The following is a 19,536-nucleotide window of genomic DNA, read 5'->3' as shown; positions in this document are numbered from 1 at the left end:
ATTTTTCAAAACCCTAAATTGTTACAAAACTTTTAAGTTCCCCATAATAATTCTTAAGGAAATTAAGCTTGCCTATAAAAATCTCTTTATTGTCAGGAAGCCAATTCATCTGATTCTTTCGACATAATTCTTTAATAGATATTCTTTCATCTTTCTGAATTTTTTAGTCTCCCAATACTTTTTGATACTACGAAGCCTGAATTCCATCAGTATTTTATAGTTCTCACAGGCCATAGGTTTGCCATTTTTTATAACCTGATATAAGAGCAATGGAGGCGCCTCATTTAAAAAAGCAACATCTACTTTTTCAGTTTGAAAGAAATCAATGACGGTATCGTAAACAGCGGTTTTATCATAACGCCGGTTTTCAAAATAAACACCAATATCAATATCGCTATCTTTATGAAAACTGTCTGTAAGGATCGAACCAAATAAAAAGATTATGTCTGCACCTGTAAGGTGCAGTAATCCATCATAATCCCTGTTGAGTATAATATCTTTTGTTATCATGGATTTACAAGATGTGTTCAGATTACAACTCTGAACACACAAGAATCTGTTTTAATTACTGGGCGCAGGTTACAAACTTAGCAATTATTCCAAAAGTTTTTTAAACTCCTCGATAGATAAGTATGCATCTCTTATTAATGACCGCAATAGACCACGATCCAAGGTGTTATGCGCTGGAATAGAGAGGGTTGTAATAACACCCTCTTTTTTCAGTATTATGTGACAATTACTACCAACTCTTACAAATTTCCAACCGGCTTTCTCAAACGCTTTTACCGCCTCTTTACCAGAAATTACCGGCAGTTTTGATGCCACTTTATATTGTAACCTCAAAATAAGCCAACTCTTTGGTTTGCGTTACCAAATCCTTATCCAAAGCTTCCAAACAGGCCTTAATGGCGTCTTTTATATTTTCTATAGCATCCTCAATAGTGTCCCCTTGAGAATGGCATCCAGGTATGGCAGGACAGTGGGCTACAAAACCAAAGTCTTCACCCTTTTCTATCAATACGCGATAAACCATAATATGGCACTCCAGGATTCACACCTTCAAAAACTTATCAATAGTGTAGGTATTGGAAGCCAGAAGCTGGATTACTGTTTCTATTCTCCAACTTCTAGCCTCTCATGTATTTACTTCCCAACGTTCTTTGCACCCTCAGTAATAAACGATTACCGCACTTCAAACACCCGCTTCCTTACGTAACGTATCCACCATATCAGTCTTTTCCCAGGTAAATGAATCCTCGGTACGGCCAAAATGTCCATGTCTGGCGGTAATCTTATAAATTGGCCTTCTCAGATTCAATCTCTTGATAATACCGCTGGGCGTCATATCAAAAACTTTTTCACAAATCTGAGTAAGCCTTTCATCCGGGAGTTTACCGGTACCTTCTGTAGTAATGTGAACAGACAATGGTTTTGCCACTCCAATAGCATACGCCACCTGCGCCTCACACCTGTCTGCCAATCCTGCTGCTACTAAATTTTTTGCGATATGTCTGGCTGCATAACAAGCGCTTCTGTCAACCTTTGTTGGATCTTTTCCGGAGAAAGCACCTCCGCCATGACGACCCCATCCGCCATACGTATCAACGATAATCTTCCTGCCGGTCAAACCGCAATCCCCCTGCGGACCGCCGATTACAAAACGCCCTGTAGGATTGATATGATAAATCGTTTTGCTGTCCAGCAAGTTTGCCGGTATCACCTGTTTGGCAACCTTCTCGATCATGTCCGTTTTAATAGTGTCATGTTTAACATCAGGGGCATGCTGTGTAGAAATAACAACGGTATGTACTCTGATAGGTTTAAGGCCTTCATATTCAACCGTAATCTGGGATTTAGCGTCAGGACGCAAATACTTTAATGTCCCGTTTTGCCTCAATTCGGCATGCTTTATGATTGCCCTGTGTGCCAGCATAATTGGAAGGGGCATTAATTCCGGCGTATCATTGCAAGCGTAGCCGAACATCATTCCCTGATCTCCAGCGCCTTCTTCTTTATGTAGTCCTTCACCGCTTACCCCCTGTGAAATATCCGGCGATTGTTTGCCAATGCTTGTAAGAACCGCGCAGGTATTATAGTCAAATCCCATAGACGCATCGCAATAGCCTATTTCTTTTATCGTATTCCTTACGATATCGGGTATATTTACATTCGCCTTAGTGGTGAATTCACCCGCAACAAAAGCAACCCCTGTTGTCACCAAAGTTTCACAAGCAACCCTGCTCATAGGGTCTTGTTCCAGCATAGCATCTAATACGCTATCGGATATCTGATCAGCTATTTTGTCAGGGTGTCCCATTGAAACAGATTCCGAAGTAAATAAATACCTTCCGCTCCTCATAACAATACAGTCCTCTCTTCCAAAAAATGTTCTCTCAATATATTCATATTACGATTTACAACGCCCTTTTGTTTTGTTACCGCTAATTGTGCCCTCCTGCCAATTTCCCTGGATTCTTCCGGATGCTCCAATAAATATGTTATCGCTTTTGACAAAGAATGTTCATCATCCACTATCAAAATCGCATCTGCCTTTTTTAACAGATCAACTTCCTCTTTAAAATTAAACGTATGAGGACCTACAATAACAGGTTTTGCCAAACCAGCAGGTTCTACCATATTTTGTCCGCCATGGGGAATCAAACTTCTTCCCACAAACACACAATAAGCAATGCTATAAATAGTAGACAACTCCCCTACCGTATCAACAACAATAATTGGATTCCCCTTATATCCTGCACCCTTCTTTCCCTTATCAAGCGATGACTTTTTTGCATAGTCAAACCCCAGAGAAGCTATCTGTTTTATAATATAGGGAACTCTTTCAATATGACGCGGCGCAATAATCAACCTTAATTTACCAAATTTTACACAAAGATTTTTAAACACCCTCAAAAGAATAATTTCTTCGCCTTCAAAAGTGCTGCCACAGACGATCACCTCTTCATCCGCTTCAATTTCAAACAATTCCAGCAAACGTTCTCTTGTGTTTGCGGGAATATCGGTGACAATATTATCGTATTTCATGTTACCGGTGATCTTTATTTGAGTCTCCGATATGCCCAGCTCTTTAAGGCGGAAGGCGTCAGCCTGCGTTCTCGCACAAAAAAGGTTTTCTTTTCTAAGCAAACTTTTTGAAAACATGCACGAAATCCGGCAAAACAACCGGTACCACTTCGCTGATTTAGCAGATATTCTTGCATTTACCAAAACAACGGGAATTTGTTTTTTTGCAGCGGCAGTTATAAAATTCGGCCATATTTCCAGTTCTATTAATAGTATTAATTGCGGCTTTATTCTGTTGAATGCTTTATTGACCACCCAGCTCAAATCAAGCGGAAAATAAAAAATCCTCTTTCCTTCAAAATATTTTTTTGCAACAGAAAACCCCGTATTTGTATTAACAGACAACGCTATTTCAAACCCGTCGAACTCTTTTTCTATGGACTTTATAAGAGTCTTTGCGGCTAGAACCTCTCCAACCGAAGCGCAATGAATCCATATACAAGGTTTTTTGCCGGCTTTTGCCGGAATAAAGCCAAAACGTTGTAATAAACCAGTGCGGAACCGCTTATTTATTAAAATTTTCAGGAGAAAATAGGGAAAACCAAAGGTAAGTGCTATTATATAAAAAGCATCAAAAATTGTAGGCATGCAAATAGGAAAGGATTTTATAATAAATACACAGCGCTGCTTCTAACCGGTTCATTAATACAATGATAACGCATCTAAATTATCATGCCCTGCCGCAACACTGTTTAAATTTTTTGCCACTGCCACATATGCAAGGCTGGTTTCTCCCGACTTTAACACCGACTTTTATCGGTTCCACTTTTCTTTCCACCCGTTCTTCCGCTCTTGCATTATTTTCCCGAACAGGAGCAGTTATTGGGTCTGGAGGTCCCTGTATTCTTTCCCGTCCGGAAACTTCCTTATGTATGTATGTTTCCGGACGCAATACTTCCTTTATCTCCGATTCCTCTACCTTCTGCAGTTTAAAAATAAGACTTGTCACTTCATCTTTTATGGACATATTCATATTTTCAAACATGCCAAGCGCTTCCCGCTTATATTCTATCCTTGGATCAATCTGGGCATATCCCCTTAATCCTATGCCGGACCGCAAGTGATCCATTGCATATAAATGGTCTTTCCACTTTGTATCAATCTTCTCCAACAAAAGGATTTGCGCTATTTTTTCCATTCCGAATTTGCCAATAGCATTTTCCTTTTCCTTGTAAGCATCAAATGCCTTTTGCGTCAGGAACTCCTCAATATTCTGGCGGGTCTTCTCCCCAACTTCATTTAGATCAACCGGTATGCCGAATTTTTGCTCAAACCATCCAGCCAAATCAAAATATTCTTCAGGGTAGTCATCATCATCCTCATAGTTTTTTTCACTCCCGATGCTTTTTGTTTCAAATGCATGGCCTACCATCTCGCAAATGCTGTCTTCTATCATTTGTGTGATATAATCGTATAAGTATTTTCCCTCAAGCACATTTTGTCTAAGACTGTATATTGTTTTTCGCTGATGGTCCATTACTTCATCATAATCAAGCAAGTGTTTACGTATTTCAAAATTATGCGCTTCTACTTTTTTCTGCGCCCTTTCAATAGATTTAGAGACCATCGAGTGTTCGATAGCCATGCCTTCTTCCATGCCAAATGTTTTTAGCAGAGAACTCACACGTTCGGAAGCAAAAATGCGCATTAAATCATCCTGCAATGAGACGTAAAAGCGTGATGATCCCGGATCGCCCTGCCTGCCTGCACGTCCGCGAAGCTGATTATCAATACGCCTCGCTTCATGCCTTTCAGTGCCTATGATATGAAGTCCACCCAGGGAAGCGACGCCTTCTTCTAAAACAATATCAGTACCCCTGCCTGCCATATTCGTAGCAATGGTAACATTGCCCCGCTGCCCTGCCTTTGCAATTATCTGAGCTTCCCGCTCATGATGTTTTGCATTCAGCACCTCGTGTTCGATACCTTCCCTTCGGAGCTTCTCGCTTATAAATTCTGATTTTTCAATAGACACTGTCCCGACCAATACCGGCCTTTCCTGTTTATGCACTTCGACAATTTCCCGGACAATAGCATCGTATTTTTCTTTTTCCGTTCTATAAACCCTGTCCGGGAAAATCTTACGTTGCAAAGGCTTATTCGTGGGGATAGTGACCACTTCCAGTTTGTAAATCTTATCAAATTCCGCAGCCTCTGTTAAAGCAGTACCTGTCATTCCGGAAAGTTTATCATATAATCTATAGAAATTCTGAAGGGTTATGGTGGCAAGTGTTTGATTTTCTTCCTTAATACGCTGATGTTCTTTCGCTTGTATCGCCTGATGCAATCCGTCACTCCATTGTCTTCCTTCCATCAATCTTCCGGTAAATTCGTCAACAATAATAACCTCACCATTTTTTACGATATAATCTGTTTCATTTCTGAACAGGTAATGGGCGCGCAACGCTTGTTCAATATAATGAGGCCATTCCATGTTTGTGCCTGTATAAAGACTTTCCACATTTAAAAACTTTTCAACCTCTTCAATGCCTTCCTCGGTAAGATGCGCCATGCGTTCTTTTTCTTTTATTTCGAAATGCTCTCCCCGTTTTAATCTCCTTGCTATTTTATCTGCTACATAATATTTCTCCGTAGATTCTTCCGCAGGCCCGGAAATGATTAAAGGTGTACGTGCTTCATCAATAAGAATACTGTCCACCTCATCAACAATAGCAAAATTTAAACCACAGCTAACTTGTACCTGCTCCTCCAGTCTCACTTTCATATTATCGCGAAGATAATCAAAACCAAATTCATTGTTTGTACCATAGGTTATATCGCATAAATATGCCTCTTTTTTTTCATCATAGGCCTGATGTGACTGAATAGCCCCTGCCTTTAATCCCAGAAATTCATATAATGGAGACATCCAGTCTCTGTCACGCTTTGCCAAATAATCATTGACCGTCACTACATGGACGCCTTTTCCCGATAAAGCATTTAGATATGCAGGCAGAGTCGCGACAAGCGTTTTACCTTCTCCAGTGGTCATTTCAGCAATTTTACCATGATGCAACACAATGCCACCTATAAGCTGAACATCAAAATGCCTCATCGTCTTGTCCGGACTATCCGCATTTGGAACCACAAGAATCCTTCTGCTTGCTTCTCTTACCGTGGCAAATGCTTCCGACAAAATATTATCCATCGTTTCGCCTTTTGACAATCTTTCCTTATATTCATCTGTTTTTTGACGTAATTCGGAATCAGTCAAAGACTTCATTTTTGGTTCAAGGGAATTTATTTGCTTTACAATTGGGTATATCTTTTTTAATACCCGATCGTTCGATGTCCCGAATAATTTTGTTATCATAATTTCAAAATAATGCTAAAAAAGAATTTTTATAATTAAACAACGACAGATTTCACCTGTAATTGTTATTTCGCCCCCCCTCGCTTTTATCATTTCAGGAAAAGAAATAGCAAGAAATCTTCCGCTCAGGGCAGACGGCGGGGAAATCCTTGTTCCAAATCTTAAGATTTCCCTCTCTGTCAGGAACGACTGCCGAAGGGGTATTTTCGCGCTCCTTAGTAACCAAAGGTAACAGGCATTTCATTTTAAGCGAAGATGAATGTTTATGTCAAGGCATTGTTAACAAGGCACTCAAAAAAAAAGGCTGTGGACTTCATTATCATCCGCCAGCCTTCTTCTTTTGCCCTGAAATGTGCAGCCTTTTAAATCATGTTGAAAAAAATAATAAAATATATCAGAAAAGCCCTTTTACTTTTCCGGTTTCCACATCAACATCAACGCGGCGATACGCCGGATCGGAACATGTTCCCGGCATCAGTTTAATATTCCCCGCAATGGGCACCACAAACCCCGCACCCTTAAATGTCAGAATATCCCGGATACTCAGCCTCCAGTTCTTTGGCGCTCCCTTTATATTGGGATTATCCGTGAGTGAAAGATGCGTCTTCACCATGCATGTTCCAAGCTTTGAAGTTTCAGGATCAGCTTCCATGGCCTTTACTTTTGCTAAAGCGTCCGGACTGTAATCCACGCCGTCCGCACCATACACCTGCTCCGCAATTAACTCTATACGCGTTCTTAGCGGCGTGCTGAGTTCATACAGAAATTTAAAGTCATTTGGCTCATTGCAGGCATCAATTACTGCATCAGCAAGTTCCACCGCACCATCTCCCCCCTTTAGCCAATGCTTTGACAACGCAACGCGTGCCCCTGCCCGCTCCGCAAGCCTCCTTACAGCATTAATCTCCGGCTCTGTGTCCGTATAAAATGCATTAATACACACTACCGGATTAATCCCCGCCTTTTTCACAACATTAATAAGATGGGTCAGGTTTTCCGTCCCTTTTTCCACCCACCCGACATTCTCCTCCTTATAGCACGGATCAAGCGGATGTCCCGGCACCGGCACAGGCGCACCCCCATGACACTTGAGCGCCCTCACAGTAGCAACCAATACAGCAGCATTCGGTTTGCTGCCAGAAAAACGGCACTTCAGATTCCAGAATTTCTCAAATCCGATGTCCGCGCCAAATCCTGATTCGGTAACCACGTAATCCCCTAGTTTCAAAGCAATCCTATCCGCCACAATTGAAGACTGCCCGATAGCAATATTGGCAAAAGGACCAGCATGCACAAAGACCGGCTGACCTTCAATAGTTTGCATCAGGTTCGGATTGAGAGCCTCCACCATCCATGCCGTCATTGCGCCGTCTACTTCCAGATCAGCCGTTGTTACAGGCTTTCCTGATTTGTCATACGCCACTACGATCTTTCCCATGCGTTCACGCATGTCTTTCAGGTCTTTGGCAACAGAGAGAATTGCCATGATTTCTGAAGAAACTGCTATGGCAAATCCGGACTCCATCATGAACCCGTCCATCTTGCCCCCCAATCCAATCACAATCTGGCGAAGCGACTGGGCGCAAAAGTCTATGATCCATTTCATTTCAACCCTGTGGGGGTCAATATTCAACCGCCTCAGGTTTTTTTTGGCAAGTGTCGCATCGTCATAATTAAATTCGTGCTGCATTCTTGAGGTAAGCGCCACCATCGCCAAATTATGCGCATTCATTATCGCGTTAATATCACCGGTAAGCCCCAAAGAAAATGGCGTGAGGGGGATGCACTGCGAAAGACCTCCTCCGGCTGCCGACCCTTTTATGTTCATCGTAGGGCCGCCGGACGGCTGCCGTATTGTACCTATAACGTTCTTGCCTCTTTTCCCTAGTCCCTGCACCAACCCTATCGTGGTTGTTGATTTGCCTTCACCAAGTGGCGTAGGAGTTATGGCGGTTACATCGACAAATTTGCCGTCAGGTTTGCCTTCATATCGCTTCAATATTTTCTTGTAATCAACCTTGGCTACATAGTGCCCATGAGGAAGCAGCTCTTCTTTCGCAAGACCTAATTTATCCGCTAACTCATATACAGTCTTCATCCCCTTTTCTGCTTCTTCCGCTATCTGCCAATCCGCAAATTTGGTAGGATCTAATGACATAATATTAACGCCTCCTTTTAATGTAAATTTTACATTTGTAATAAATTAAAAAAGTATTTTTGCTATCTAAGATACATACCTAAGTGTCTCTCTTATCACTCACTATCGTGGTATTATGGTCTCTGCGGCATATAAATCGCTCGATTATACTTGTAAAACTGTTAAGGTCAAGAAAAATGATTCCCTAATCAATACCCTCCTGCGAATTTTGTTTACAAAAAAGTCAATAACTGTAAAATACCCCCCCCCTATAACACGTATGAAGTGTTAACGGAGCATATCGGCCACTCTTGAAGTGTTAATGGAGCATATCGGCCACTCTTAATGGCAAATATATCCCATTTTATAAAAAATGACCAATTATATGCTTACTTTATAAATGTATGCAAGATTTTTCATTTTAACCTCTTTTGTATACCTATGCCATATAGTGTTATTTTATAAGTAGTTGTATTAATTTTTTTGCAAAAATAAGTTTAATAATAATAAATTATTCATATATAATGATATATTATTGCAAAGGCACTCTCTTTGCTCGCTTATTATTTTCACGGAACTAAGAAGTGTTGTTTGGGTCTTTCGTCTATTTCGTACGTAGTATTGTGTGTTTTATGTAAAAATCTTTTAATAGTAAAAAAGAGGAAGAGGAAAGGAGGGATATTTTACAACAATCTTACGTTTCGTTAGAATTGGTTTTTAACAATCTTACAAGAATAGGAGAAAAGTAATTATGATACATAAAAAGTTTTCTTTTATGCTTCCACTGCTTGCTGCAGGAATTTTTTTAGCAAGTCAAACTACTTTTGCACAGGATTTTGACAGAGAAGCATTAAAGGCAGAGTTAAAAGAGGAAATATTAGCAGAGGTAAACGAAACCGTGTGGGATTCACCCTTATTAGGTGGCCTAAAAAACGTTTCTTTGAGCGGATTTTTGGATGTGAATTATTTTTACAGTTTCAAGAAACATAGCAATTCTCCTCAACAGGATGAACTTGCGAGTGGCTTGAACTTTATTGGTGAAAACGAAAATAATTCATTAACCTTCGAGAGCTTTACCCTTTTCTTAGATAAGGAAGCCACTGAAGAACACCCTATAGGCTGGCAGTTACATACCTATTTTGGTGAAAAGGCGAAAAGAATTACTTTCTTGGGAGAAGCAACTCCCCGGGGTACGAATGATCCCGACAGAGACGATATTTTTACCGTAGCCACAGCAAATATTTCATGGATTGCGCCAATAGGTAAAGGATTAACCATTACCGCAGGTAAGATGTATACATGGATTGGATTAGAGCTGGTTGAAAACATAGGGAACCCTAATTATCAGCACGGCACGCTTTATAACAATGCAATCCCTTTTACCCACACCGGAATTAAGGCAGGATATGATTTAACGGACAATGTTTATGCCGCACTTTATTTGGTGAACGGATGGGACTCTTTCATCGATAACAACTCCGCAAAGTCTCTCGGATGGTACATTTCTTATACTTCACCATCAGAAAAGACCTTTGTTTCCTTAGCAGGTATTCACGGCGCTGAAGGTTGGGATCAGGAAAAGGGGCCGATTGCGAGCGATGCTCAACGAAGCAGTTCTACCGGTGGTTTAACTCAAATGTTTGACCTGGTAGCATCATACCAGTTAACAAACAAGTTGAAGTTAATGTTCAATGGAGATTGGGGTGTTGCAGAAGATGCCGCAATGGATATTTCCAGCGGTATGGCCACTGGTACTACCGGCCATTGGTGGGGCGTTGCCGGATATAGTTTATATGATTTTACCGACTGGTTCCAGGGTGTTGTTCGATACGAATACCTCGACGATACCGATGGTGTAAGATGGTTTGATACTTCAGTATGGGACGTAACCGTCACTGCAAACATAAAGGTGAGAGAAAATCTCTTATTCAGGCCTGAATTCAGGTATATTAATTTTGCCGGTGATGACAGCGCTGACGAAGAGGTAATTGTAGGGGCAGGCGTAGAATACTTATTCTAGGTTTAAAAACAAAGGAATTCAATTATTGCTAATGATAAATGAAAATCCCCCTGAACATAAGGTTCAGGGGGATTTTTCTTTTGCTGGTATTTCGTTTTTACATAAAACGAAAATTCCTCTATTATTTAATTGATTCCGTTAAATAACCTGTACGCTTCTTTCCCCCTCAGTTACCTCGCCAATAACCGATACTGATTCACCGGCAGCGTTTAGGTCATTCATTATTTTTTTCACATCCAACGCAGAAACAATCAGCGCCATACCTATCCCCATATTAAAAACACGAAACATTTCCCGCTCATTAATATTGCCGATATCCTGCATTATTTTAAATATTGCCGGAATGTCCCACCTGGTTTTGTCTATTTTCACCGAGCACCCTTCCGGCAGGATTCTCGGTATATTTTCCAGCAAACCGCCGCCGGTGATATGCGCCATCCCCTTAATAACAGTTTTATTTTTATATTTATTTAATATTTTGAGAATTGCTTTTACGTAAATCCTGGTAGGCTTAAGAATCTCCTCTCCCAGGGTTGTTTTCAACCCATATTTCCGTAAACTCCGGGAAGGCTTCATTCCCGCTTCCTCAAAAAAAATCTTTCGAACAAGTGAATACCCGTTGCTGTGAATGCCGTTGGAACCTAACCCCAATACAACGTCTCCCGGTGTAATGTTTTTACCATTAATAATCTCGTCTTTTTCTACCACCCCCACAACAAAACCAGCGATGTCATATTCTCCTTTTTGGTAAAATCCCGGCATTTCAGGTGTTTCACCTCCAATGAGTGAACAACCGGCCTGGCGGCACCCTTCAACGATACCATCTATAACTTCATGAAGAACTTCAGGTATGATTTTGCTGCTTGCAAGGTAATCCAGAAAAAACAAAGGCTCGGCACCCAACACTACAACATCGTTCACACACATGGCCACTAAATCAATGCCAATGGTGTCATGCTTATTCATCATAAAGGCTATTTTTAATTTTGTGCCCACGCCATCGGAGGAAGAAACAAGAACGGGCTGTCGATATTTTTTCAGCCTTGAATTTAATGCAAACAACCCGCCAAATCCCCCTGGGTTCTCAATTACCCTGCCGTCAAATGTTGTTTGCATTTTCGAATAGATATTCGACGTAAAACAACCTTTCGTATCAATATCAACACCGGCATCTTTATATGAAACACTCTTTTTTGTTTTTTCTTTCATAATTTTTTCTTTCCCTGTTTCCTCTTCCATGAAGGTTTCAAGGCGGATGGCTTACCTTTACAATAACCAAGAAACATGCCGTACACATACGCAAATTCCCGAAAAATAGGCAGGATTGCCAGTAGCGGCAATGTTTTTGCCAAACCGGTATCCCCCGTTCTTATCATAACGATTGCGCCTATCGGGACATATACTAATGTTAATGCACTCAATAATGTTCCAAAAAATAATCCGGGTACAAAGTATACCCTCATTCCGCAGGGTATCGTTGCCAAAAACACAACCAGGCTCACAAAAAGTGCCATAAATACGGTGGGACGTATCCATAATTTCAGTCTGAAAGGCATATGCTGACGGAATTTCAATCCCATCGCATATCCCCAGTAAAACTTCCTCCTCCATATGCCTTCCCATGTATCAGGATATTGTGTATATACAACATTCTCCGGATCATAAATGACCTTGCCGGTTTTATCCAGTTTCCATCCTAATTCGGAATCTTCGCTCCACCATGCGCTTTCATTAAACCCTCCCAAATCCAGCAATGTATCCCTGCGTATCGCAGAGTTTACTCCGGATACTTTGTTCGGAATAAACGTTTTTCTGAATGTGCCGTTCAAAATCTGATCTAATACACTTGTTGCATTTGCCAGCGGATTACCCTTGTTTTGCGCTTTATAAGCGCCCCCAACCGCAATAACCTCTTCATCTGCAAAATGACGTTCAAACAGGGTTAACCAATGGGGAGAAACGCCGGTATCCGCATCGGTTGTGACGACAATCTCTCCGGTAGCCCGGGATAATCCCGAGTTCAAGGCGGCAGCCCTCCCGCCGTTTTTTTCTCTTTTTACCAATATAACGCCCCTGCTTGCAAACGTTTCGACTTCTTTTACGGTATGGTCCGAAGAGGCGTCGTCAATAACAATAATTTCTTTGTCGGGATAAGTCACGGAAAGAAGAGAATCAAGGCAGGTGGAAATGGATTTTTCTTCGTTATAAGCGGGTATAAGGATTGAAAATTTCATTGTTAGAAAAGCTTTCGAAACATCGCTTTCAAAGCATCAAGCGAACCGATTCTTCTGATATTTTTAAGAACAAAACGGGGGGAAAGGAAAAATGCAAAATTGGCACTGCGCACCGCTCTTTCAAGGTCTGTCTTGCTCAGATGGGGATAGGCTATGTTGGCTTCCTTTGCCACATTCACCGGTTTATAGTCACCATAAACAAATAAATTGTTTTCTTTCGCCGTTTTATAAAAATCAGTCCCGGGAAATGGATTTGCGATATTATACATTACCTGATCTACCTTTAACCGTTTCACTTCTTCTGTATTTTTTCTTATGGTTTCCATTGTTTCTAATGGAGAAGCCCCGAACATAATATTTATTTTTGCAGATATGCCATATTTTTTTACCAGTCGTATCGCCTCTTCATTCTTTTTAACGTCAATATCCTTTTTCACATAATCCAGTATTTCCTGGTTAAATGATTCCACGCCAAGATCAATAAATTTACAATTTGCCGCAGCCATTGCCCTTACTATGGGTTCCGTCAGATGATCCGACCTTGCGGAACACCCCCATACTATGTCTAAATCTTTAATGCCCTCGCAAATTTTAATAGTCCTTTCTTCTCCCCACACGAATTGGTCATCTTGCATATTCACTGCCTTATACCCCTGCGATTTCAATAAGGCAAATTCCCCAATGATATTCTCAGACGACCGCTTCCTTACGGGCGGTTTTTTGTCAAAGTAATGCTTGTATTCAAGTTCTCTTGAGAAGCTCAGTGAAGAAGGAACACAGTAAATGCAGCGGTAGGAACAACCCCGTGAAGTACAAACGGCAGTAAACGGCCGCATCCCCAGTTTGGGATTATAATAGACGTCCTTCTCTTCCAAAAGATGTCTTGCGGGAAAGGGAAGTTCGTCCAGATTTTCTATTGGCTCTCTGGTATCATTATTGATAATTCCATTATTGCTTCTGAAAGACACGCTTTTGATACCGTTAATGGCTGATTTATCCTCTAATGCATTTACCAGTTCAAGCATCGTGTATTCCGGTTCACCCCTGACGGCATAGGTATCGTCGTCTGCAACAAATTCCAGCGGTCTGTCTGATGGTGCAGGGCCAAAAAATACAACCGGTATATCTCCCCTTATCTCACGGATGTCATGCAATGCCTGCATATCGGTCTTTTGTGAGAGATTGACTGAGTAGAAGCTGTAAATATCACTCAAATCTTCCCTGAGGAACGTCCGGAATTGTCTTCGGTCCCATTTTTTAATGGTAGTTTCAATATATCGAACTTCGCAACCTGCCTTTTCCAGAACAGCCGCTGCGCTGAGGAGGAAGATATTCGGGACATAATAGAGCAGGTATGCACACCCGGCAACCCGCTCCGGGATATTTCCATCAATGGGTGGTGGTACTAGAAAAGTAATTTTCATAATTGTATTTATTAATCAAATTCAGGAATAATGGTTATCTTCATCTTATACAAAACAACTTCTTTAGTTTATTATTTACTTCACTCAGAAATTTGGGAGATAACTCTCCCAATTCACGTTGGCACAGTGAAGTCGTTACCGTCATTAAACGATGCAATCGCAAAGTTGAAGCCACCTTTAAACCAGTTCCACTAAAGCCTTCGTGTGATGTATCTATTATTAAATCTGTTTCGAGTAAATCTGATGGAATTCTGCTACTTATAAATGCAAGTATAACATGAGAGTGTGAACCAATTGGATTCGTCAAACATACTGCTGGTCGTACTTTTGATGTTGAAAGGTCGTCGAAAGGAAAATTAACTAATACTACTTTACCCCTAGTCATGAAATGGTTTTCCATCAAAAGAAGTATAAATATCCTCTTCAGGTTCTTTTAAAAAATCAAACGCATTATTCACACTTGCCAACTTGAGCCATTCCTTTTCATCTATGTCTGTTTCTTCTTGCAATAATATAATAACACGAACTTTTTGGGGACCAGCAACAGGTAATGGTTCATCTAATACAAGTTGTCTTTTTGCATTAATAGTAGCAGTTGTTTCAATAGCTTTTTCTATTTTGTCCATGATATATACTTTCCATATTTTATATCATATTAACTTTTCTATATTTTCCATAGGTAACTATTTTTCTCATACCTAAAAATCCTCCAACAAATAATTAACACTACAGCATGTTAACTTACTGCCCTGATTTCTTCACTTGCCAATGTTTTGGCCGCATAATCGAGAGTCGCCAGTATATCCTCGCGTGTAATCTCATACTCAACCATAACTTATTCGTAAGTCATCCCCCCTGCCAATTTACCGAGGATAAGATCAACAGGAACTCGTGTCCCTGTAATGACAGGTTTACCAAAACGCACTTTCTCATCGACACCAATTCTTGTGGCTATTTCCACAGTTTATCTTCCGATTTATTATTGGTCTTTTTTTTATCCACTGCGTAATACATAGTCTTAGACTTAGTTTCGACCTCAAAACTTGCTTCTTTTGTCTTATCCTGGAAGTCAGACAAACTGTATGTATCAGCAAATTACGAGAAAGTAATCATAATTTATAGGCTAACGACTTCCACATTTATTCGTTCTTTTACGTCATGTTCCTTTTCAAGAAGGTGGTCTATTTCATCGAGAACCTTAGCATGGAAATAACGCTCACCGCACTCAGGACAAACCTCAGCCTCAACATTTTCTACAATATATAACTTGCCATGAAGCCAGTGTTGCCTTTTTACTTTTTTCTTTACCGTATTGCCTTTACAAAATTCACATATCATATCTCATATCTCCTCCGTTAAAGCATATGCCGTTATTATAATAAGGCTGCCATCTTCTCTATACCTACAAATGATATGAATTATTCTATCGTCTCTGGCAGTTCCTTCTATTCGATACCTTGTCCCCCTTACATCTTCTGTAAATTTCTTTACAATCTTCCCTTTAAGAATAGCATTCTTAATATCTGCACGTTCCAATTTATCGTCTAACATTTCATCTTCAGCATGGGATGAGATGTAATAGTCCTTATCAATAATCTTCTGCCGTATCTTTTGTATTTTAGACATTCCTAAATACTTTCATTTGACATTTTCGATGTCAAATGGTCAAGGATGAGTTAAGTGAAGCAAACCCATCATTATCATTCCTTGTCCGTTGGCAAATGCACGTTTTTGTTAGAGATGCTTTGCTTCACTCAATCTATTCAACTCACAATCATTAGTACCAAGATGCCAGATAAACATAATATATATACTCGCTCGATACTCCACCGCCTCCATGACTGTTATCATTATTACACTTCGGATGGCCAAAAAATTTTCTTATCAAGGTATCCTCAACTGTAATAGCATTTTCGGAACTATTAGTTTCGTACAATGCAAAAATATCATCACAACCATGCCTCGATTGGGTAGCATTGCAATCATTGGTCCGTCCAATATAAAACTCTTTAATTTCTCGTCTCCTGATAATATCCGAAATCAAATTATTGAGATTATTTACCACATCGGCAGGCCAACCTTTAATTGGAAATTGGGACATATATACCACCTTTTACAGCTATGAATATAATTACGTGCGTCATTTTAATTAGTTGCACCTCATTTTTATTCAATTTTATAAGGATTTACTAATTTCCAATCTGCTTTATAATCAGGGTCTTCTTTTGTATAGTGGTTTTTTATAGTTTTTTGGCAAGTATTAATATTAGTTTCTAGACCTTTCAGTTCTAAATTTGTAAGTTGAAAATTTAAGTCATGTTCAAAAGGTTTTACGACATGTTCTATATATACTTTAATTTTCGCCGAGTACTTTCCAACCTTCCAGATGAATGAATTTTTGAAGTAATCCAAAAATTCATTATACTCCTTTGATATTTTAAAACTATCAATGCCCGCGCTACTTTGATAAATATTATTGTAAATTTCATTAGTGGAATTAAATAATTTGTTATATGCCTCTTTAAATTCTTCTTTTTGAAATCCAAATTTCCTTTCTATTAATGTATCTGTTAGAACTTTGATAGCTATTGCCTTTTGGGTTTTTTTAAACGGCATTGAACCCAAATCTGGATCTGATATTTCCATTTGAAGAAATTGCTCTTCGAACCAATCCCATAAAAATTGATGCGTTTCGTTGTTTTCGTGTCTTAAAATAATATCAATTTTTTTAATTAAAGCTTCTTTTTTTTCAACAGAAAATGCCAAGTTTATATTTAATATTGGCCCATCTATGGAATATCCTATCTCTAATTCTTTATGGGAAATTATAGACAAATTAGGCTTTAACAATAAATTTCTTATCCAAGAAATCAATGGAACAAGCCACGCTAAAGCCCCCAATACAGCTAAAGAATCATAAAAATCCATCTTATTATGTGTACCCATACTGGTTTGGATGTATAGTTTGAGACTTATAAATACCCACCCGCCTTACAATTTTATTACGCATCAATTTCCAACTTTTAAATCAAAGCGACTCCCACAACAGTAATTAAATCTTTTCCACGTACTTCTTATAAAACCGAATTATCACATTTATATTTCTTTTACTCCTGACCAAGTAAATATTCACATCGTAAGAGTGAACTATCTCGTTTCTGAAAAGGATAAAGAATTTACAAATAACAAGTTATCTTCTTAAAACGAAATAATTGGAATATAGTCCAACCCTTTATCGACTAATACTTCAGATATATAATTGATTCGACTAGGAGGTGTATCATAAAGAATTATCCATGTTACCCATTCCCTTGAATAACCAGCACATTGACCAATACAACGATCCATTTCAGATTTGTTGGGATTATACTTTACTTCAAGGGCTAACACACCACCAATCAAAATATCTGGTTGCCCAATTAAAGTATTTGGTGTAAGTTCAATTTCAAAATCTGTATATTTAGTTAAATATTCAGCCAAAACATCACGGAAATCATCTTCATCTTCCATTTCATCTAAAATCTCTAATTCATTCAATAGCTCATTAATTTTGTAACATGCCTCATTCACAAAATCCGGGCTTTCACATTCGGCTCTACTTTTCTTACTTTCTGCAATCTTAGCAGATTTCCACCAGCTTCCAGCAAGCACTCCAATGACACCAGCAAGAATGAGTTTAGGGATGTGTGATTTATTGTCGTCACTCATATGATACTTTAAAAATTTCACTTATTGACATATTTCTCTTTATAAGAACTATTTTCACTAAACACAGACAAACAATTCCTGTTCAAAGCGCACAGGAACAGGGTTTGTCTGTGCCACCCAATTTTTCCAGTTAATCCAGTCAGGAATAATCATAGCTTTTTCAGGTCTTCCATGATTAATTCGTCCAATCCCTTGTGAAACCTCATATTGTCCTCGTAGGTAAACCGTGCCCAGTTTAAGAAGCAAATGTAAACTTCTTCATCTTTCTCATAGACAGGTTCACCATATTTCCCGATTTGATACAGTAGCAAAGGATTTTTTAAAGAACCGCCTGCCCGCCGATGATCATATAAGGGATCATATCCTGATCCAAACTCACAGCAATTCTTTCAATAAGTTCTTTAAACACTATTGCTCACTCGGGCAATTTTTATATCTACTTCCAGCCCATCCAGCGGGTCTTTCAAAGGGATTGCGTTGAGATAAACCGCCTCCTTATACATTCCTTCAAAGATTTCCATGTTTTTCTGATAGTCAGGTTTTTCTTTTTTAAGGCTTCGTTCAAACTGCTGGAGTAGTTTACTATTTTTAACCATATTCAATTTATCATTATCCAATTTGTTTCAGCCGCAATGCGTCACAATTGCCGCAAATATCATTCTGGTTTTTGCGAAAATACTGCATATTTTCACTATTCCAGATTTCGTCAATGTCTTCTTTTAAAATATTGCCGACTTCATGCCTGGGAAGGTCGCAGCATGGCGTAACCCTGCCGTCAATGTTAATATACAAGTAATCATATGGCTTAGGGCAATATTTATCAAACCGGTACATTGCCGGACGCATTTTTTTATAGAGGAAACGGAACAAAATATTGTCAAATGCGGTATAATTGTTGTCCACCTGTAATCCATATTCACTGGCTATTTGCTCCGATTTCTCATAAATTTCCAGTTCTTCTTTTAAGCCAGGCCTTTTAAAACCGCTTTTATCCATAGGCATATTTAACCGTATTAAATAAACACGGTCTGCGCCAATTTCTCCCGCCAAACGAACGGCATCCAAACACTGTTTCTCATCGTGCATGGTAATTTGTATGGTAACAACAGGAATGGGTTTTGTACCCCGCAGTTTAACAAGCGACTCTATATTCTTTTGCACTACCTTGCTGGACGGATGTCCCTCTTTTGCGCCAGATTCATCATCGATACTATCCAACGAAATGGTAAGTTTATCTAACCGTATTTCTATGAATTTTTCTGTATATTGCGCCAGCAATAAACCATTCGTCGTTAATCCGACTTTATGCCCTTTGTTTTTTGTATAGGCAATCATTTCCATTAATTGCGGATGCAACAAAGGTTCTCCCCAGCCGGTAAGCGTAACGTTATAACGGGAATCAATCCTGTCAATGATATGTTTAAAGAGGTCAAAAGGAATGTCTTTTTCCGGCAGGTTGAATGTCTCTCTCGGGCACATACCGCAGCTATAATTACAGCGGTTGGTAATTTCTATCTGAATACGTTCCGGTCGTTCCGGAAAGATATAAAATGTTCTGCCAAATATACCTTTTACCAGATAGAGGGGATTTATGAAATACATTTGCCTATAATCCA

22 protein-coding genes are annotated in these 19,536 nt (G+C 39.5%); 1 reads left to right on the top strand and 21 read right to left on the bottom strand.

The annotated features are described in order from the left end of the window. Positions 1–105: 105 nt before the first annotated feature. From mntA to KSMBR1_RS15940, 7 genes are all read right to left on the bottom strand, one after another. The gene (gene mntA, locus KSMBR1_RS15970) at positions 106–510 is read right to left on the bottom strand and encodes a type VII toxin-antitoxin system MntA family adenylyltransferase antitoxin (protein ID WP_099326210.1); all 405 of its coding nucleotides are present in this window, start codon (positions 508–510) and stop codon (positions 106–108) included. An 84-nt stretch (positions 511–594) separates the two neighbouring features. Then, complete coding sequence (locus KSMBR1_RS15965; RefSeq protein ID WP_099326209.1) at positions 595–825, bottom strand: type II toxin-antitoxin system HicA family toxin; 231 nt, start codon at positions 823–825, stop codon at positions 595–597. Position 826: 1 nt separating this feature from the next. Further along, a complete protein-coding gene (locus tag KSMBR1_RS15960) occupies positions 827–1,033 on the bottom strand; it encodes a type II toxin-antitoxin system HicB family antitoxin (RefSeq protein WP_099326208.1) in 207 nt (68 codons plus the stop codon). A gap of 159 nt (positions 1,034–1,192) precedes the next feature. Beyond that, on the bottom strand, positions 1,193–2,359 hold the full coding sequence (metK, locus tag KSMBR1_RS15955) for a methionine adenosyltransferase (RefSeq protein WP_099326207.1): 1,167 nt from the start codon (positions 2,357–2,359) through the stop codon (positions 1,193–1,195). Further along, positions 2,356–3,672 carry a 3-deoxy-D-manno-octulosonic acid transferase gene (locus tag KSMBR1_RS15950; RefSeq protein WP_099326206.1) on the bottom strand — a complete coding sequence of 439 codons (1,317 nt, stop codon included), beginning with the start codon at positions 3,670–3,672 and terminating at the stop codon, positions 2,356–2,358. The genes metK and KSMBR1_RS15950 overlap by 4 nt, the downstream gene beginning before the upstream one ends. Before the next feature lie 82 nt (positions 3,673–3,754). Continuing rightward, entirely contained in the window at positions 3,755–6,397 is a 2,643-nt protein-coding gene (gene secA / locus KSMBR1_RS15945) for a preprotein translocase subunit SecA (protein WP_099326205.1), read from the bottom strand. A gap of 394 nt (positions 6,398–6,791) precedes the next feature. Beyond that, positions 6,792–8,555: a formate--tetrahydrofolate ligase gene (locus KSMBR1_RS15940; RefSeq protein WP_099326204.1), complete on the bottom strand. Its 1,764-nt coding sequence runs from the start codon at positions 8,553–8,555 to the stop codon at positions 6,792–6,794. A gap of 730 nt (positions 8,556–9,285) precedes the next feature. Between KSMBR1_RS15940 and KSMBR1_RS15935 the strand changes: the two genes are divergently transcribed. Continuing rightward, positions 9,286–10,554 (top strand): outer membrane beta-barrel protein, encoded by a 1,269-nt coding sequence (locus KSMBR1_RS15935; protein WP_099326203.1) that lies wholly within the window; start codon positions 9,286–9,288, stop codon positions 10,552–10,554. A 138-nt stretch (positions 10,555–10,692) separates the two neighbouring features. On the opposite strand, the gene purM is transcribed toward KSMBR1_RS15935, so the two are convergent. From purM to KSMBR1_RS15870, 14 genes are all read right to left on the bottom strand, one after another. Continuing rightward, a complete protein-coding gene (gene purM, locus KSMBR1_RS15930; protein WP_099327092.1) occupies positions 10,693–11,763 on the bottom strand; it encodes a phosphoribosylformylglycinamidine cyclo-ligase in 1,071 nt (356 codons plus the stop codon). Then, the gene (locus KSMBR1_RS15925) at positions 11,760–12,788 is read right to left on the bottom strand and encodes a glycosyltransferase family 2 protein (RefSeq protein WP_099326202.1); all 1,029 of its coding nucleotides are present in this window, start codon (positions 12,786–12,788) and stop codon (positions 11,760–11,762) included. Before KSMBR1_RS15925 ends, purM begins: the two co-directional genes overlap by 4 nt. Positions 12,789–12,790: 2 nt before the next feature. After that, entirely contained in the window at positions 12,791–14,212 is a 1,422-nt protein-coding gene (locus KSMBR1_RS15920; protein ID WP_099326201.1) for a B12-binding domain-containing radical SAM protein, read from the bottom strand. A 40-nt stretch (positions 14,213–14,252) separates the two neighbouring features. Beyond that, the gene (locus KSMBR1_RS23615) at positions 14,253–14,597 is read right to left on the bottom strand and encodes a type II toxin-antitoxin system PemK/MazF family toxin (RefSeq protein WP_099326200.1); all 345 of its coding nucleotides are present in this window, start codon (positions 14,595–14,597) and stop codon (positions 14,253–14,255) included. After that, positions 14,590–14,838, bottom strand: coding sequence for a hypothetical protein (locus tag KSMBR1_RS15910; RefSeq protein ID WP_099326199.1), 249 nt, complete (start codon positions 14,836–14,838; stop codon positions 14,590–14,592). The genes KSMBR1_RS23615 and KSMBR1_RS15910 overlap by 8 nt, the downstream gene beginning before the upstream one ends. Before the next feature lie 209 nt (positions 14,839–15,047). Beyond that, entirely contained in the window at positions 15,048–15,173 is a 126-nt protein-coding gene (locus tag KSMBR1_RS23610) for a DUF433 domain-containing protein (protein ID WP_197705223.1), read from the bottom strand. A gap of 155 nt (positions 15,174–15,328) precedes the next feature. Next, positions 15,329–15,550 (bottom strand): YgiT-type zinc finger protein, encoded by a 222-nt coding sequence (locus KSMBR1_RS15900; protein WP_099326198.1) that lies wholly within the window; start codon positions 15,548–15,550, stop codon positions 15,329–15,331. A gap of 3 nt (positions 15,551–15,553) precedes the next feature. Continuing rightward, the gene (locus KSMBR1_RS15895; RefSeq protein WP_099326197.1) at positions 15,554–15,838 is read right to left on the bottom strand and encodes a DUF4258 domain-containing protein; all 285 of its coding nucleotides are present in this window, start codon (positions 15,836–15,838) and stop codon (positions 15,554–15,556) included. Positions 15,839–15,989: 151 nt separating this feature from the next. Next, positions 15,990–16,313: a hypothetical protein gene (locus tag KSMBR1_RS21675; RefSeq protein WP_099326196.1), complete on the bottom strand. Its 324-nt coding sequence runs from the start codon at positions 16,311–16,313 to the stop codon at positions 15,990–15,992. A 65-nt stretch (positions 16,314–16,378) separates the two neighbouring features. After that, positions 16,379–17,140, bottom strand: a complete 762-nt coding sequence (locus KSMBR1_RS15885; RefSeq protein WP_157820657.1) for a hypothetical protein — start codon at positions 17,138–17,140, stop codon at positions 16,379–16,381. Positions 17,141–17,410: 270 nt separating this feature from the next. Next, positions 17,411–17,941 (bottom strand): hypothetical protein, encoded by a 531-nt coding sequence (locus KSMBR1_RS15880; protein ID WP_157820656.1) that lies wholly within the window; start codon positions 17,939–17,941, stop codon positions 17,411–17,413. Positions 17,942–17,977: 36 nt separating this feature from the next. After that, positions 17,978–18,166 (bottom strand): hypothetical protein, encoded by a 189-nt coding sequence (locus tag KSMBR1_RS21190; protein ID WP_157820655.1) that lies wholly within the window; start codon positions 18,164–18,166, stop codon positions 17,978–17,980. Between the two features lie 155 nt (positions 18,167–18,321). Continuing rightward, a complete protein-coding gene (locus KSMBR1_RS15875) occupies positions 18,322–18,516 on the bottom strand; it encodes a hypothetical protein (RefSeq protein ID WP_157820654.1) in 195 nt (64 codons plus the stop codon). A 13-nt stretch (positions 18,517–18,529) separates the two neighbouring features. Further along, a complete protein-coding gene (locus KSMBR1_RS15870) occupies positions 18,530–19,522 on the bottom strand; it encodes a radical SAM/SPASM domain-containing protein (protein ID WP_099326192.1) in 993 nt (330 codons plus the stop codon). Positions 19,523–19,536: the final 14 nt, after the last annotated feature.

The organism is Candidatus Kuenenia stuttgartiensis, from assembly GCF_900232105.1.
Taxonomy (GTDB): domain Bacteria; phylum Planctomycetota; class Brocadiia; order Brocadiales; family Brocadiaceae; genus Kuenenia; species Kuenenia stuttgartiensis_A.
Note: the sequence above shows the minus strand (reverse complement) of the source record. Positions and strands in the feature narration are given on the sequence as shown.

Bases quoted from the DNA above. Each gene is read 5' to 3' on its own strand.
- KSMBR1_RS15875 (WP_157820654.1), bottom strand. From the start codon at position 18,516: ATGGTTAAAAATAGTAAACTACTCCAGCAGTTTGAACGAAGCCTTAAA.
- KSMBR1_RS15910 (WP_099326199.1), bottom strand. From the start codon at position 14,838: ATGGACAAAATAGAAAAAGCTATTGAAACAACTGCTACTATTAATGCA.
- KSMBR1_RS15895 (WP_099326197.1), bottom strand. From the start codon at position 15,838: ATGTCTAAAATACAAAAGATACGGCAGAAGATTATTGATAAGGACTAT.
- KSMBR1_RS15885 (WP_157820657.1), bottom strand. From the start codon at position 17,140: ATGGATTTTTATGATTCTTTAGCTGTATTGGGGGCTTTAGCGTGGCTT.
- KSMBR1_RS15950 (WP_099326206.1), bottom strand. From the start codon at position 3,672: ATGCCTACAATTTTTGATGCTTTTTATATAATAGCACTTACCTTTGGT.
- mntA (WP_099326210.1), bottom strand. From the start codon at position 510: ATGATAACAAAAGATATTATACTCAACAGGGATTATGATGGATTACTG.
- KSMBR1_RS15925 (WP_099326202.1), bottom strand. From the start codon at position 12,788: ATGAAATTTTCAATCCTTATACCCGCTTATAACGAAGAAAAATCCATT.
- KSMBR1_RS15870 (WP_099326192.1), bottom strand. From the start codon at position 19,522: ATGTATTTCATAAATCCCCTCTATCTGGTAAAAGGTATATTTGGCAGA.
- KSMBR1_RS21675 (WP_099326196.1), bottom strand. From the start codon at position 16,313: ATGTCCCAATTTCCAATTAAAGGTTGGCCTGCCGATGTGGTAAATAAT.
- KSMBR1_RS15960 (WP_099326208.1), bottom strand. From the start codon at position 1,033: ATGGTTTATCGCGTATTGATAGAAAAGGGTGAAGACTTTGGTTTTGTA.
- KSMBR1_RS23615 (WP_099326200.1), bottom strand. From the start codon at position 14,597: ATGACTAGGGGTAAAGTAGTATTAGTTAATTTTCCTTTCGACGACCTT.
- KSMBR1_RS15940 (WP_099326204.1), bottom strand. From the start codon at position 8,555: ATGTCATTAGATCCTACCAAATTTGCGGATTGGCAGATAGCGGAAGAA.
- metK (WP_099326207.1), bottom strand. From the start codon at position 2,359: ATGAGGAGCGGAAGGTATTTATTTACTTCGGAATCTGTTTCAATGGGA.
- KSMBR1_RS15920 (WP_099326201.1), bottom strand. From the start codon at position 14,212: ATGAAAATTACTTTTCTAGTACCACCACCCATTGATGGAAATATCCCG.
- purM (WP_099327092.1), bottom strand. From the start codon at position 11,763: ATGAAAGAAAAAACAAAAAAGAGTGTTTCATATAAAGATGCCGGTGTT.
- KSMBR1_RS15935 (WP_099326203.1), top strand. From the start codon at position 9,286: ATGATACATAAAAAGTTTTCTTTTATGCTTCCACTGCTTGCTGCAGGA.
- KSMBR1_RS15900 (WP_099326198.1), bottom strand. From the start codon at position 15,550: ATGATATGTGAATTTTGTAAAGGCAATACGGTAAAGAAAAAAGTAAAA.
- secA (WP_099326205.1), bottom strand. From the start codon at position 6,397: ATGATAACAAAATTATTCGGGACATCGAACGATCGGGTATTAAAAAAG.